The following is a 13,921-nucleotide window of genomic DNA, read 5'->3' as shown; positions in this document are numbered from 1 at the left end:
GGATCACGGCACGATCGAGTCGACGTAGCCGCCGTCGACACGGACCGCGGCCCCGGTGGTGGCCGAGGAGAGCGGGGAAGCGAGGTACACCACCAGGTTGGCGATCTCCTCGGGCTCGATGAGCCGTTGCAGCAGCGATTGCGGCCGGTGCAGGCGCATGAACTCGCGCTGGGCCTCGTCCCACGGGAGATCCTTGTCGACCAGTTCGTAGACGAAGTCCTCGACACCGCCGGTGTGGGTCGGGCCCGCGATCACCGAGTTGACCGTGACGCCCGTCCCCGCCGCGGCCTTGGCGAAGCCGCGGGAGACACCGAGCAACGCGGTCTTCGACACGCCATAGTGGATCATTTCGGCGGGGATGACGATCGCGGAATCGCTGGCGATGTACTGGATCCGGCCCCAGCCGCGGCTTGTCATCCCCGGCAGGTACGCGCGGGTCAGCCGGACCGCGGCGAGGACGTTGACCTCGAAGTACCGCCGCCACTCGTCGTCGGTGATGTCCAAAGGGGACTGCGTGCCGAAGATGCCCAGGTTGTTGACCAGGACGTCGGCGTCGGGCACCGCTTCCACGACCCTGGCGGTGCCGTCGTCGGTGGAGACGTCACCGGCCGCCGCGACGACGTCGGCGTCCGGTACTTCGCCGCGCAGGCGGTCGATCGCGGACGTGACGCCGGCTTCGCCCCGGCCGTTGAGCGCGACCCGGGCACCGGCCCTGGCCAGCCCCGTGGCGATGGCGAAACCGATGCCCTGGGTCGATCCGGTGACCAGGGCCGTCTTCCCGCTCAGATCCAGTCGCATGGCTTCAGTCTCGCGCAGAGGATCACCGGGCGCTCAGTCTGCTGATCGCGCGGCTTTCGCGTATCGGCGCGCCAGGACGGCGAAGGCTTCCTGCAGCTCAGCGGGTCCGACGACCTCGACGTCCGCGTCGAACCGGCCGATGCTTGCCGCCAGCCCGGCCCACGACCACGACCCCAGCACCAGACGGCACCGATCCGGCCCCTCCTCCTCGACGACGCCGTCGCGGACGTAGTGGGCGACCGTCGCGGCGGGAAGGTCGAGGATCACCTCGCCCCGACACGGCCACTCGCCGGTTTCGGACGAGCCCCGGAACCGGCTGGCGACGAAGGTGGCGACGTCGGGCGCGGGTAGCTCGCGCGGGGTGAACCGCGGGCCGGTCGGCGTGCGCGGGGTGATCCGGTCGGCCCGGAAGGTGCGCCAGTCCGCGCGATCGAGGTCCCAGGCGACGAGGTACCAGCGGCCGTGCCAGGTGACCAGGTGATGCGGCTCCGCCCGGCGCGGTGTCGCCGCTCCCGCGTAGTCGAACCGCAGGATCTCGCGGGCGTGCACGGCCGCGCCGAGCGCCAACAGGACTTCGCCGTCGACGCGGGGGTCCGACCGGCTCGCGTTGCCTCTCTGATCACGCGTGATCGCCGCCTGATCACGAATGATCGCCCATCTCGCCCGGACACGACACCTTTGACTTTCGTCTCGAGAGAACCCGCATGGCGTACCTGCCGGTAGTCATCCGATCATCCGAACTAAGCTCGTTCACAGCTTCCTGCCGTAGGGTCCCCGCCCGTCGGTGACCGGTGATCATGGTGGTGGCGTGTGCGGGAGACGGAACGGCGGTTTCGCCCGGAGATCCAGGGATTGCGGGCGCTGGCGTGCGTGCTGGTGGTCGTCTACCACGTCTGGCTCGGCCGGATCTCCGGCGGTGTCGACGCCTTCTTCCTGATCTCCGGGTTCCTCGTCACCGGCCAGCTCCACCGCGCGGCGTCGCGCGGGAAGATCGAGTACCGGCCGATGTGGGGCCGGATGATCAAACGGCTGTTCCCGGCCGCGCTCACCGTGTTGCTGCTGATCATCGCGGTGAGCATGGTGCTGCTGCCGCAGAACCGCTGGTTCCAGACGATCAAGGAGGTCGTCGCCTCCGCGCTCTACCTGGAGAACTGGCAGCTGGCGGCGGATTCCACCGACTACTTCGCACAGCACAACTCGGCCAGCGTCGTCCAGCACTTCTGGTCGCTGTCGATCCAGGGGCAGTTTTACGTGGTCTGGCCGTTGCTGGTCGGCCTGGTGCTGTTGATCGCCAAGAAGGCGGGCAGGAACGTCCTTCCGCTGCTGATCACGGCCCTCGCCACGGTGTTCGCGGCCTCGCTGGCCTACTCGGTGTGGCTCACGGCTGTCGATCAGCCGCTGGCGTACTTCGACTCGCTGACCAGGGCTTGGGAGTTCGCGCTCGGCGGCCTGCTCGCGCTGGTGCTCGACCGGGTTTCGGTGCCCCGCTCCGCGCGGGTCGTGTTCGGCTGGGCGGGCGTCGCCGGCCTCGTTTCCTGCGGGCTGGTGCTCCAGGTCGGGACGGTCTTCCCCGGCTATCTCGCGCTGTGGCCGACGCTTTCGGCGGCGATGGTGATCCTCGCGGGCGACACCGCGTTCAAGGGCGGAGCGGACCGTTTCCTGTCCAGCCGCCCGCTGAAGTACCTCGGTGACCTGAGCTACGCGCTCTACCTCTGGCACTGGCCGGTCCTGGTGTTCTACCTCGTCGCCCGGGACAGGGAGGAGGTCGGCCTGCGCGGCGGCGCGGTGATCATCGCGCTGGCCTTCGGTCTCGCCGTCCTGACCCATCACCTGGTCGAACGGCCTCTGCGGGCGTCGGAGATCGGGAGCCGGACCCGGTGGGGCGCCTACCGGTTCGGCGTCGCGACGCTCGCGGCCGTGCTCGCCGCGACGGGCGCTTGGCAGTGGGTGAGTGTGAGCCAGGCGGACACGTATTCGATCGCGGTCGACGACCCCGACCACCCCGGCGCGCTCGCGCACACCGAAGGCTTCAAATACTGGGGCGCGGCCGACGCCACGCTCGTCCCGTCGTTCGTCGCCGTGTCCGAGGACTGGGCGGGCATCGACCCGGCCCGCTGCGACGCGTCCCCGCGCAACGCCGACCTCGAGGTCTGCACCTCGCAGACCACCGGGCACCCCACCCGCCGGATCGTGGTCACCGGCGATTCGCACGCCGGGCAGTTCCTCGGCGCCCTGCTGCCGATCGCCGAGCAGCGGAACTGGGAGGTGACCTCGATCCTCCGCGGCGGCTGCCCGTTCTCCACCGACTCCGACGCCGTGCCGGGCGACCAGTCCTGCATCGACTGGAACACCGCCGTGGTGGCCGAGATCGTCACGACCCGGCCCGACGCGGTGATGACGATCGGCACCAGGGACGTGAGAACCGGTGTCGAGGAACGGGTTCCCGGCGGCTACGTCGCCCAGTGGCGCAAGGTCGACGAAGCGGGCATCCCGGTGCTGGCGGTGCGGGACAACCCGCGCTTCGGCCAGTCGCCGTCGGCCTGTGTCGAGAGCCGAGGCGCGGAGGCGCCCGAGTGCTCTACGGCGCGCTACGATCTTTACGCGGCGGAACCGCCGTACGAGACACTGCCGGATCTGCCGCGGAACGTACGGTTCCTCGACTTCAGCGACTACTTCTGCACGGCCGAGGTCTGCCCGCCGGTGATCGGCAACGTGCTCGTCTACCTCGACGACAACCACGTCAGCGGTACCTACATGTCGACGATGTCGGCCATCGCGGAGAAGGCGATCACCGAGGCGCTCGGCTGGGCGGACGATCACGCGGAGGAGCCCCCGCCGGGCGGGTGATCCAGACAACAGATCGCCGCGAAATTGCGCCGAGCTGCATCAGTTCACCGGTCTGCCAATCCCATACGCAACGATCGGCCCTTATCGGTGCAGCAAAACGGCGGATATCATCGCCGGGTGAAGATCACTGTCCATCAGGGCTCCTACGCCGAGCTGCCGTCCGCCGTCGCGGCGTCGGACGCCGACCTCGTGGTCGCCGCCGAGATGATCACCACCGGCTATCACATCGGCGCCCGCTCCCACGAGCTCGCCGAACCCGCCGACGGTCCGACGGCGGCCCGGATGTCCGCGCTGGCAAGGGAATCCGGTGTCGCGCTGGCCTATGGCTACCCCGAGTCCGACGGTGACCGCGTCTACAACAGCGTCCAGCTGATCGGCCCCGGCGGGCAGCGCCTGGCGAACTACCGCAAGACCCATCTGTTCGGCGACATCGACCGCTCCTGGTTCGAGCCGGGCGCCGAAGCGGTCGTGCAGGCGGACCTCGGCGGCTTCCGGATCGGCCTGCTGATCTGCTACGACGTCGAGTTCCCCGAGCTGGTGCGGGCGCACGCGCTGGCCGGGACCGAACTGCTCGTGGTGCCGACGGCGCTGATGAGCCCGTACGAACTGGTCGCCGACACGCTGGTGCCCGCCCGCGCCTACGAAAGCCAGCTCTTCGTCGCCTACGCGAACCGCTGTGACACCGAGCAGGACCTGACCTACTGCGGCCGCTCCTGCGTCGTCGCCCCGACCGGTGAGGTGCTCGCCCGCGCGGGTGCCGGTCCGGAGCTGATCAGCGCCGAAGTCACCCGTGACGCGCTCTCCGCGTCGCGACTGGAGAACACCCACCTGGCCGACCGGCGGCCCGATCTGTACCGAGGACTCACCGCATGACCTCCGCCCTCCCGACCGCGATCCACCACGACGAACCGGCCGGCCGCCCGATCACCATGTTCGGCCCCGACTTCCCGTTCGCCTACGACGACTTCCTCGCCCACCCCGCCGGTCTCGGCTCGCTTCCCGCCGAGCGTCACGGCACCGAGGTAGCGGTGATCGGCGGTGGCCTCTCGGGCATCGTCACCGCGTACGAGCTGATGAAACTCGGCCTCCGCCCGGTCGTGTACGAGATCGCCGAGATCGGCGGCCGCCTGCGCACGGTGAACTTCCCCGGCTGCCCGGACGACGTCGTCGCGGAGATGGGCGCGATGCGCTTCCCGCCGGCGTCGACAGCGCTCTTCCACTACATCGACAAGGTCGGCCTCGACACGACGCCGTTCCCGAACCCGCTGGCGCCGGGAACGCCGAGCACCGTCGTCGACCTCAAGGGGGAGAGCCACTACGCGCGCACGGCGGACGAACTCCCCGCCGTCTTCGGCAAGGTCGCCGCCGCCTGGGACAGCACGCTGTCCGAGCAGGCAGCGTTCACCGAGATGCAGAAGGCGATCCGCGAGCGCGACACGAAGACGATCAAGCGGCTGTGGAACGAACTCGTGCCGCGGCTGGACGACCAGACCTTCTACGGTTTCCTCTGCCAGTCACCCGCGTTCGCGTCCTTCCGCGACCGCGAGATCTTCGGTCAGGTCGGCTTCGGCACCGGCGGCTGGGACACCGACTTCCCGAACTCCATCCTGGAGATCCTGCGGGTGGTCTACACCGGCGCCGACGACGAGCACCGCAGCATCGCCGGCGGCAGCAGGCAGCTTCCGTTGCGGCTGTGGGAACACGCACCCGAGGACCTCGCGTTCTGGCCCGCCGGAACGAGTCTGAGCTCGCTGCACGGCGGCGCCCCGAACCCCGGCGTCGCCCGGCTGCACCGCACCGCGCCGAACAACATCACCGTGACCGACACCGAAGGCCGCATCCGCACCTATCCGGCGGCGGTGTTCACCGCGCAGAGCTGGATGCTGCTGTCGAAGATCGAATGCGACGAGGCGCTGTTCCCGATCGACCACTGGACGGCGATCGAGCGCACGCACTACATGGAGTCCTCGAAGGTCTTCGTCCCGGTGGACCGGCCGTTCTGGCTGGACAAGGACCCGGAGACCGGCCGCGACACGATGAGCATGACGCTGACCGACCGCATGCCGCGCGGCACCTACCTGCTCGGCGACGACCCGGACGCGCCCGCGGTGATCTGCCTGTCCTACACCTGGGCCGACGACTCGCTGAAGTGGCTGCCGCTTTCGGTCTCGGAGCGGGTCGAGGTGATGCTGCAGTCGCTGCGGGAGATCTATCCGGGCGTCGACGTCCGGCGGCACATCATCGGCGACCCGGTGACGGTGTCGTGGGAGGCCGAACCGCATTTCATGGGCGCGTTCAAGGCCAACCTGCCCGGCCACTACCGCTACCAGCACCGGCTGTTCACGCACTTCAAACAGGACAGGCTGGAGGAGCGCCACCGCGGTCTCTTCCTGGCGGGTGACGACGTTTCGTGGACGGCGGGCTGGGCCGAAGGTGCCGTGCAGACGGCGCTGAACGCGGTGTGGGGCGTCCTGAACCACTTCGGCGGCGAGACGGACCCGGCGAACCCGGGGCCGGGTGACGTCTACGACGACATCGCGCCCGTCGAACTGCCGGACTGAGCGCGGCGGCCCACCAGCCACGCCGTGCCCGCCGCGAGGAGTACGCCGAGGACGGCGCCGAGGGTGTTCATCAGCCAGTCGTTGGTGTCGCAGGCACGGCCGATCGCGGGAACGAACGCCTGCAGGGTCTCGACCACCGCGGACAGCGCCGAGCCCGCCGCGAGCATCGTCAGCGGGCGCCGCGACGCCAGCGCGGCGAAGTAGACCGGCGGCAGGAACAGCGCGACATTGGCCAGGAGTTCCACCGCGCCGAGCGTGGGCAGGGCGAACTGGACCGTGCACCCGATCTCGTCGATCGTGCGGCCGGCGGGCACGAGCGTCAGCGCGAAGACCGGCACGAGGGACACCCCGGCGAGAGCCCACAGGACCCGCGGCCTGCCCGCGAGCAGCAGGCCGAGGACTACGCAGACGAGCGCGACCAGCAGGATCGCCACCGGCACGAGGGCGGAATGGTCGAGCAGGAAGTTCGTGATCATGGCGGGCCGATCCTACGAGGATGTCCGCTGAGCCGGTGAACTCGGCCTCTCACGGCAGCGCGGCGGGCGACTCGGCCTCCGGGATGAGCAAACGCGGAGTGCCCGAGCCGTCGGCGGAGACCGCCCAGACGTCCGAGTGTCCCTGCGACCGGGGGAGGGCGTACGCGACAGTGTGGTCGTCGAGCCACGCGGGCTGGTCGTCGACGGCGCGGGTCTCGGCCAGCGGCGTCACGGTGCCGCTCGCGAGGTCGAGTACCGAGACCCGCCAGCCCTTGGCGGGATCGCCGTCGATGGCGGACTTGTAGGCGATGCGGGTCTCGTCGGGGGACAGCGACGGGCATTCGACGTTGTCCCGCAGCGTCTTCACGGTCCGGGCCTGGGAATCGCCTTCGACGAGATACCGGTGCGAGCCGGTGGACATGGTGGCGAAGAAGCGGTTCGGCTGCCGGGTGAAGGTGACGCCCCAGAAGTTGAAGTCGGCCGCCTTGTACGGCTTGCCGTCCACGGTCACGGCGAAGTCCTCGAGCGTGCCTTCGACGCTGTCGGTGGTGAGGTCGAGGGTGCCGGCCCGGGTCGAGAACCGGCCGCCGTTGTAGGAGTCGCCGGTGACGAACACCGTCCACGCGAGACGCTTCCCGTCGGCCGAGACCCGGGCCCGGTTGGGCAGCCCGACCAGCGGGATCTCCTGGGTGACCGTGAGCTTGCTGTCGAGCACGGCCAGCTGATACGTGGTCAGGCCGGTCTCCGGGCGCAGGCAGATCCCGGTGCCGCCCGCCGCGTAGACCCGGGCGCACGACACTGTCGAGACAGCCCGCGCGCCGCCCGGATCGGCCGCCGCGACGCTGGAAACGTGCCCGCGGTCGGCGTCGGCGGTGCTGCGGAACAGCAACCGTCCGCCTTCGAGGGTGACGGCGCCGCTGGTGCCCGCCGACGCGGTGTCCTGGTTGCGCGCTCCCGCCACCCCGACGTAGATCACGGCGGCCGCGGCCAGCGTGAGTACTCCGGTGACGGCGATCAGGACGCGGGTGCGGGTGTTCACGGTCGTGCCTTCCTGCGGGGAGCCAAGAGAACGAAGGTGGCGGCGACGGCGACCAGCACCGTCCCGGCGGCGATCGCGATCGCCGTGCTAGTGCCCCAGAACTGCCAAGAGAGTCCGAAAAGGACGGACGAGACGAAGTAGGCGAGCGCCTGCCCGCTCTGCACGATCGCGATGCCGGTGGTGCGCAACGCCTCGGGCAGCAGCGGCCCGGCCAGCGCCATCAGCACGCCGTCTGTCGACGCGTAGAACACGCCGTACAGGCCGAGCGCGAGTACGAACAGCGCCCAGCCGGTCAGCGGGCTGAGCAGCAGCAGGTAGACGGCGATCAGCGCGCCGTAGCCGGCGAGCGTCACCGGCAGCCTGCCGATCCGGTCGGCCAGCGCGCCGAGCGGCGCGGCCAGCAGCAGGTAGCCCAGGTTCGTCCCGACGGCCAGCAGCGGGAACCAGCCGGTGGCGATGTCCTCCTTGGCCTGGAGCAGGAGGTACACGAACCCGTCGCCGATGGTCGCCAGGCCGAGGACGCAGGCGGCGATCAGCAGTCGCCGCACGCCGGTGCCCCGCAGGAGGCCCGCCGCCGTCCGCAGGGACACGGTGCCCGACGGCGGTTTGGGCGAGCGGTGGTCGCGGGCCGAGGAACGCGCCGACGCTGTCCATCGCCCGGTGCACCCCGAAAGCGCGGCCCAGCATGTGCTCGGGCGCGGACAGGGTGATCAGCGCGTCGCGGGGCGCGGTCCGCAGGCCCTTGCCCGTCCGGTCCGCGGTCAGCACCACGCCGATCGCGGCCGCCGACGGGCCCGCCGCCACCAGGCCCAGTTTGGCCACCGCCGACATCGCGTAGCCCAGCCCGGCGACGGCTTTGCGCCGCCGGACCCGGTCCGCGACGTAGCCGCCGACCAGGCGCAGCAGCGCGGTCGCGCCGGTGTAGAGGCCGTCGACAACGCCGTACGCCGCTGGGCCCAGATGCAGCCCCAGTACCAGGTACACCGGCAGCACGGCCGTCACCATCTCCGAAGAGATGTCCGTGACGAGGCTGACGGTGCCCAGGGCGAAGACGTTCCCGCCGAGCAAGGCGAAGGACTTCTTGGACACGCCGCCGGGATGTTCCCGGCGGCCGATCGTGGACAGGTACACGCGACGGACCTCCTTTCCCCGCTCGCGGGCGCGTCCACAGTGGACGCGCCCGCGAGGTTCACCCGATTACTGCCACACGCTCGTGATCGGCGACTTGTTCGCCGCGTTGGCGATGCCCGGCAGACCGAACGACGCCTCCATCGTGCGGAGGATCGAGTAGTGGTTGATGGATTCGCTGTAGCTGCCCGGCTTCACGTGGGCGCCGACGAAGGTGGTGTAGATCTGGTTCACCGACGTCCCGCTGTCCTCGTCGAAATTGACGATCAGCAGGCTGTTGTGCGTCTTGGCCCACTGCGCGTATGCGTCGAGGTTCTTCTTCAGCCACTTGTCGCCCGTGTCGACCGAACAGTCGTGCATGTCGCTGCACAGGTCCGGGGTCACGAAAGCGATGTGCGGCAGCTTGGTGAAGTCGCTCGGGAACGACGAGAACCGTTTGTTCGCCGAAGCCGGGACATTGCCGAAGCTGACCCAGCTGTTGTGCTTACGGGCGTAGTTGTCCTTCGTGCAGCCCGTGTAGCCGTCCGAGGGCATGCTCTCCGCGTAGCCGACGAACTTCTTGCCGATGCCGGCCAGTTGGGAGGCGATGTTCTCCTTGTTCCCCAGGTCCTGGCATTTGTTGCTGTCGACGCCGTGCGTCGAGCCCGCGAACTGGGCGATGTAGTTCGGCTGGCTCGGGTGCGTCGTCCCGTAGGCCTTGGTGAACTTGGCTCCCTGCGAGGCGAGTTTGTTGAAGTACGGTGCCTTGGAGCTGCCGTTGATCTCCTTGTAGTCCTTGTTCTCGAACATCACGAGGACGATGTGGTCGAACGCGGGCACCTTCGCCGCGGCGGGCTCTATCGCGGCGGCGGGAGTGTCCTGATGGGACACCACCAGCGCCGCGGCCAAACCGGTCGCGGCCACGGCCGCGACCGCGATCCGTTTCCAGAACATTGAAACCTCCCGGTGAAAAGGTTGAAACTTTGACGAACAACCATCGGGTTCAGCGGCGCTCCGCAGGCGTCGACAGAGTTGAGACATCGGATGTCTCAGCTGCATTTAAACGGCAAGGAAGTCATCGGCCCACCAAGATCGCCTGACTGGAGTAATCGGCGTGCGGAGAACACCCCAAAACCGACATCGTCTGGCACAAAACCATGTAACCCTGCCGTTCACCTTGTGTTCCCGGGCGTGAATCGATGGACTTAGGGCAACCCGCTGATTCAGCCGGTGGACAGTGGCGCCCCCATTGCACCGGCTTCACGGCGTACTCATCCGACCATTGGTTAAGCTGGTCGGTGTGAAGCCCTTTTCGCCGAAACCGGCCGGATACCCGATCGAAGAACTTTCCACGATCGTCGGCATGTCGGCGCGCAATATCCGGGCGCATCAGACGAGAGGTTTGCTGCCCCCGCCGGTCCGCCACGGGCGATGCGCCTACTACGGTCCGGTTCATCTGCGGCGCCTGCGGCGCATCACGGTGCTGCAGAAACAGGGCTTCAACCTGGTGTCCATCGCCGCGATGCTCGGAACGGCCACAGTGGACGGCGCCGAACGGCTGGACGAGGCGATGGCCGAAATCGCCCGCGACCAGCCCGCCGTCGCCCGGTGCCTGGAACGGCACGGCGTCCTCGGCAAGGACGACGAGGGGGAGCCCGCCGTCGTGCGCCCGTCCGTTTCGCGCGCGGTGGCGGATCTCGCCGGGGCCGGGATCCCGCCCCTCGCGGCGCTGCGGTTCCTCGGACAGTTCCTGGACCGGGTCGCGCCGCTGGCCGGCGAGCAGCTGGCCGTGCTGAAAGCCCAGACCGGAGGCGTCTCGGCCGCCCCGCGGGCCTGTCTTGCCGAGCTTCTTGTAAGCGCTTTCAGAGCGACGGTCGAGAACGCCGCCGAAGCTACTTTTCCAGACGGGGGACCAGGGACACGGCGGCCGAGGTAGCCGCGGCCGTCGCCACCGCGAGGTCCGTGCCCTCGGCGTGGCTGGACAGGATGACCACGATGTAGCGATCGCCCTCGCCGACGAGGCCGGTCGTGTGCGCGTCCACGGCGCCGTGTCCGGCCGCCCAGCCCTGCTTGATCGCCCACGGCCGGTCGGTGAAGGCCGCCGGGATGCCGAAGTACTGGTCGAACCCGTCCGCGGCGGTCCTCGGCGCCTCCCGCAGCGGTTTCAGGATCAGATTCCGCTTGGATTTCGGCAGTTCGAGGATGTGCCGGTAGAGCGCGGCGATGTCGTCCGCGGTGGTCAGCGTGTCGCCCCAGCGGCCGGGGTCGGCGGGCGGGGTGGTGTTCTTCAGGCCGACGGCGGCCACCGTCCGCGTGACGATCGCGGACGCCCCGTTCCGGCTCCACAGGGTGTTGGCGATCGCGTCGTCGCTTTTCGACAGCATCCGGTGGATCTGGGCTTGGTCGGACTTTCGCGGGCCGTGGGTGATGGCGTCCAGCGCGATGAACAATTTCACCACCGAAGCGGCGCGAAATCTCTCGGTGACCTGCTTGCCGACCACTTCCTTGTCCAACGTACGGTCGAAGACGACGGTGGCGGTCCGCTTTTCCGGCTCGGTGCGGCTTTCCGCGTTGGCCTGGAAAATGACGTAACCGAGGATTCCGGTGACGACCAGGAAAGCGATCAGGATCGTCGCGGGAAGGCGGAGCCGCCGGTTCGCCCCGGGAACGGTGATCGGCCTGGTTCGTTCGTCGAACATGGTTGCGATCTTCAGAGACGATCATCGTTGTCCCGTCTCGTTTTTGTCATGAATCCGTAACAGCGGCGGACCGCACGGAAACAGTTTTCGCGCTTCGGGAACCGGGCCGGACATCGTGTCAGGGATACCGGCCGATCGGCCGATGTGGACTGACTTTCCGGCCGATGCGTGGGAAGACGGCGGCCCCCGTGCTCGGCGGTGCCGGGGGCCGCCGCCGGGTCAGGAACGTTGCACGATGAGCTGATCGACCAGGGTGCCGTCGGCGCTGATCGCGCGGACGTCCATTTTGGCCGGTGTGGTGCCCGTGCCCGCGATGACGTCGACCGCGACCAGGCTGTAGCCGCGGAACCGGACGCGGGACCAGGTGACCTTCTTGGTGCGGTCCTTGCCGTCCCGTTCGGAGTACTTCATCGGGACCGGGGAGTCGTTGCTGGTCTCGTGGCCCAGGTAGGTGTCGGGTGCCGGGAACTCGGAGACACTGCCGCCACCGCCACCCGCGGTGATGTAGGTCGTGCCGTCTTTGACCGGGTTGGTGGTGCCTCGCGACGGCACCTTCTTGGCCGCCTTCCCGGCGCGGATGGGGTCGGTGCGCTCGTAGATGTGGTTGTGCCCGTTGAGTACCAGGTCGACCTGGTACTTGTCGAACAACGGCGCCCAGTCCGTCTGCGCGCCGAGTTCGGCGCCGTTGGAATGGCAGGTGGAATACGTGCACTGGTGGCAGTAGACGACGATGAAGTCGATCGTCGGGTCGGCGCGGAAGGCGGCGAGCGTCTTCCCGAGCCACTTGAGCTGTTTGCCCTTGGTGTAGTCCAGGTTCGACGGGCTGTTGTAGCAGACGTCGTTGCCGTCGAGACTGACCATGCCGACGTTCTGGTAGCGCCACGAGTAGATGCACGTGGAGCCCGTCCAGGCGTTGTCCGGCATGGTGAACCGGGCGCGGACGCCGCCGTAGCCGTCCGCGGAGTACCAGCCCTCCATCTCGTGGTTGCCGAGCGCCATCATCCAGGGGATCCCCGCGGTGACGGGTTCGTTCTGCACGAAGAAGGAGTCCCACAGCCGGGCGTCGTACTGGTCTTCCTCCGGATGTCCGCCCTCGCCTTCGAGCGCGTAACTCAGGTCGCCCATGGCGAGGTGGAAGGCCGGGTCGAGGCCCGCGATCAGGCTGCTGGTCGCGACGGCGTTGTAGCCGACGCCCTGGTCGCCGAAAGCGGTGAAGGTGAACGTGCCGTCGCCGCCGGGCGCGGGGGCGGTGCGGAAGCTCGCCATCTCGCCGAGCCTGGCGGCGGGGTCATAGCCCTCGTGGCCGACGACGTAGTAGTAGGTGGTGCCGGGCAGGAGGCGGTCGATCCGGGCGTGGAGGTAGTACTGGGTGATCGACTTCGGGCTGTTCGGCGGCACTTCCTCGACCGGATGCTGCCAGGACATCTGGCTGGTCAGCGCCCGGACCTCGGCCTGGATGGGCGGGCTGAAGTCGCCGGGGGTCGTGCCGATCCGGATGAACGGCGCGGTCACCGCCGCGGGCACCTGCCAGGAGACCACGACCTGCTGGGACGGGTCGGCCCCGTAGGCGATGTGCCGCCCGAACGGCCGCAGCGCCGAGCCCGCGGTTCTGTCGGCGTTGAGCAGGACTGTCGGGCCGGTCGGCCCGGGGGAGGCGGCCGCGGTACCCGGCAGCAGGACGCCACCGGCGGCGAGCGCCGCGCCACCCATCGCGCCCACCCGGAACAGGGTCCGCCGGGAGTACTGGTTGACGAAGTTGTCGTGCTTCTCGGCCAGGCTGAGCCGGCGATAGGCTTGAGACCGGTGGTTTCGGGGAGTCTCAGACATGAAATTGAAGTTAAGAAGGCTTCCTAACTAAGTCAAGAGGTTGTTGCAGCTTTGGGGATCGGCTGCATGGAATCGTGCAAGTGGGGCTTGGGCCTCGTGAGTGGCAAGTGGGGTTGGAACCGTCCCTGCCACTCACGAGGACGTCGTACCTGCGGTCGATCGCAGGCCCGGTCCGTGAAGGCCTCCTTGCCTACCTTCAGGGTAGGGAAGGAGGCCTTCACTACCTTCGGGATCGCCACATGCGCCCCAGGTGCACCAGTAGCGGATGCGCGTGAGGGCCCCCTTCCCTCGGCTCAGCCGAGGGAAGGGGGCCTTCACGCGCTAGGAGACCGAAGCGCGGCGGGTCCAGAGCCTCGTGAGTGGTGGGGACGGTTATTGAGGGGTAAGGCAAACGTGTCCCTGCCTGGCGAACCGCTTTACCCGCGTCGGCAGGTGGGAGTGTCCCGACGAGCGCCACGCTTGGGATGGGGGGCCCAGTGTTTTCCGGACAGCTGCTTAGTTGCTAATTTTACGCTGCGAGCTGTCGGTTCAGATACTCGGCGTGGACCTCGTGTGGGGTCTTGTAAC

The 13,921-nt window shown here is 68.7% G+C and carries 10 protein-coding genes and 2 pseudogenes; 4 read left to right on the top strand and 8 right to left on the bottom strand.

Translation table 11 applies throughout. From position 1 onward, the window contains the following. Nucleotides 1-3: 3 nt before the first annotated feature. Nucleotides 4-798, bottom strand: coding sequence for an SDR family NAD(P)-dependent oxidoreductase (locus ACFOSH_RS11955; protein WP_378238851.1), 795 nt, complete (start codon nucleotides 796-798; stop codon nucleotides 4-6). A gap of 33 nt (nucleotides 799-831) precedes the next feature. Beyond that, nucleotides 832-1,401 (bottom strand): annotated as a pseudogene (locus tag ACFOSH_RS11950) (helix-turn-helix transcriptional regulator); the annotation flags it as partial. A gap of 207 nt (nucleotides 1,402-1,608) precedes the next feature. Between ACFOSH_RS11950 and ACFOSH_RS11945 the strand changes: the two are divergent. From ACFOSH_RS11945 to ACFOSH_RS11935, 3 genes are all read left to right on the top strand, one after another. Next, nucleotides 1,609-3,645 carry an acyltransferase family protein gene (locus tag ACFOSH_RS11945; protein WP_378238850.1) on the top strand — a complete coding sequence of 679 codons (2,037 nt, stop codon included), beginning with the start codon at nucleotides 1,609-1,611 and terminating at the stop codon, nucleotides 3,643-3,645. A gap of 117 nt (nucleotides 3,646-3,762) precedes the next feature. After that, entirely contained in the window at nucleotides 3,763-4,518 is a 756-nt protein-coding gene (locus ACFOSH_RS11940) for a carbon-nitrogen hydrolase family protein (protein WP_378238849.1), read from the top strand. Further along, the gene (locus ACFOSH_RS11935; RefSeq protein WP_378238848.1) at nucleotides 4,515-6,206 is read left to right on the top strand and encodes a flavin monoamine oxidase family protein; all 1,692 of its coding nucleotides are present in this window, start codon (nucleotides 4,515-4,517) and stop codon (nucleotides 6,204-6,206) included. The genes ACFOSH_RS11940 and ACFOSH_RS11935 overlap by 4 nt, the downstream gene beginning before the upstream one ends. Here the strand turns inward: ACFOSH_RS11935 and ACFOSH_RS11930 are convergent. From ACFOSH_RS11930 to ACFOSH_RS11915, 4 genes and pseudogenes are all read right to left on the bottom strand, one after another. Then, nucleotides 6,170-6,682 (bottom strand): VanZ family protein, encoded by a 513-nt coding sequence (locus ACFOSH_RS11930; protein WP_378238847.1) that lies wholly within the window; start codon nucleotides 6,680-6,682, stop codon nucleotides 6,170-6,172. The genes ACFOSH_RS11935 and ACFOSH_RS11930 overlap by 37 nt on opposite strands. 49 nt (nucleotides 6,683-6,731) lie before the next feature. Next, nucleotides 6,732-7,721, bottom strand: a complete 990-nt coding sequence (locus ACFOSH_RS11925; RefSeq protein WP_378238845.1) for a TolB family protein — start codon at nucleotides 7,719-7,721, stop codon at nucleotides 6,732-6,734. Further along, nucleotides 7,718-8,852 (bottom strand): annotated as a pseudogene (locus tag ACFOSH_RS11920) (MFS transporter). The gene ACFOSH_RS11925 and the pseudogene ACFOSH_RS11920 overlap by 4 nt, the downstream one beginning before the upstream one ends. Before the next feature lie 66 nt (nucleotides 8,853-8,918). After that, on the bottom strand, nucleotides 8,919-9,782 hold the full coding sequence (locus ACFOSH_RS11915) for an alkaline phosphatase family protein (protein WP_378238844.1): 864 nt from the start codon (nucleotides 9,780-9,782) through the stop codon (nucleotides 8,919-8,921). Nucleotides 9,783-10,128: 346 nt separating this feature from the next. Here ACFOSH_RS11915 and ACFOSH_RS11910 point away from each other — a divergent pair, with 346 nt between their 5' ends. Further along, complete coding sequence (locus ACFOSH_RS11910) at nucleotides 10,129-10,764, top strand: MerR family transcriptional regulator (protein WP_378238843.1); 636 nt, start codon at nucleotides 10,129-10,131, stop codon at nucleotides 10,762-10,764. Here the strand turns inward: ACFOSH_RS11910 and ACFOSH_RS11905 are convergent. Both ACFOSH_RS11905 and ACFOSH_RS11900 read right to left on the bottom strand, forming a co-directional pair. Further along, nucleotides 10,721-11,527: a serine hydrolase gene (locus ACFOSH_RS11905; protein ID WP_378238842.1), complete on the bottom strand. Its 807-nt coding sequence runs from the start codon at nucleotides 11,525-11,527 to the stop codon at nucleotides 10,721-10,723. The genes ACFOSH_RS11910 and ACFOSH_RS11905 overlap by 44 nt on opposite strands. Before the next feature lie 219 nt (nucleotides 11,528-11,746). After that, the gene (locus ACFOSH_RS11900; protein WP_378238840.1) at nucleotides 11,747-13,354 is read right to left on the bottom strand and encodes a purple acid phosphatase family protein; all 1,608 of its coding nucleotides are present in this window, start codon (nucleotides 13,352-13,354) and stop codon (nucleotides 11,747-11,749) included. Nucleotides 13,355-13,921 lie beyond the last annotated feature (567 nt).

The organism is Amycolatopsis speibonae, assembly GCF_042647925.1.
In the GTDB taxonomy this organism is placed as follows: Bacteria; Actinomycetota; Actinomycetes; order Mycobacteriales; family Pseudonocardiaceae; genus Amycolatopsis; species Amycolatopsis speibonae.
The sequence above is the reverse complement of the archived record's forward strand: the minus strand, read 5'-3'. Positions and strand labels throughout refer to the sequence as shown.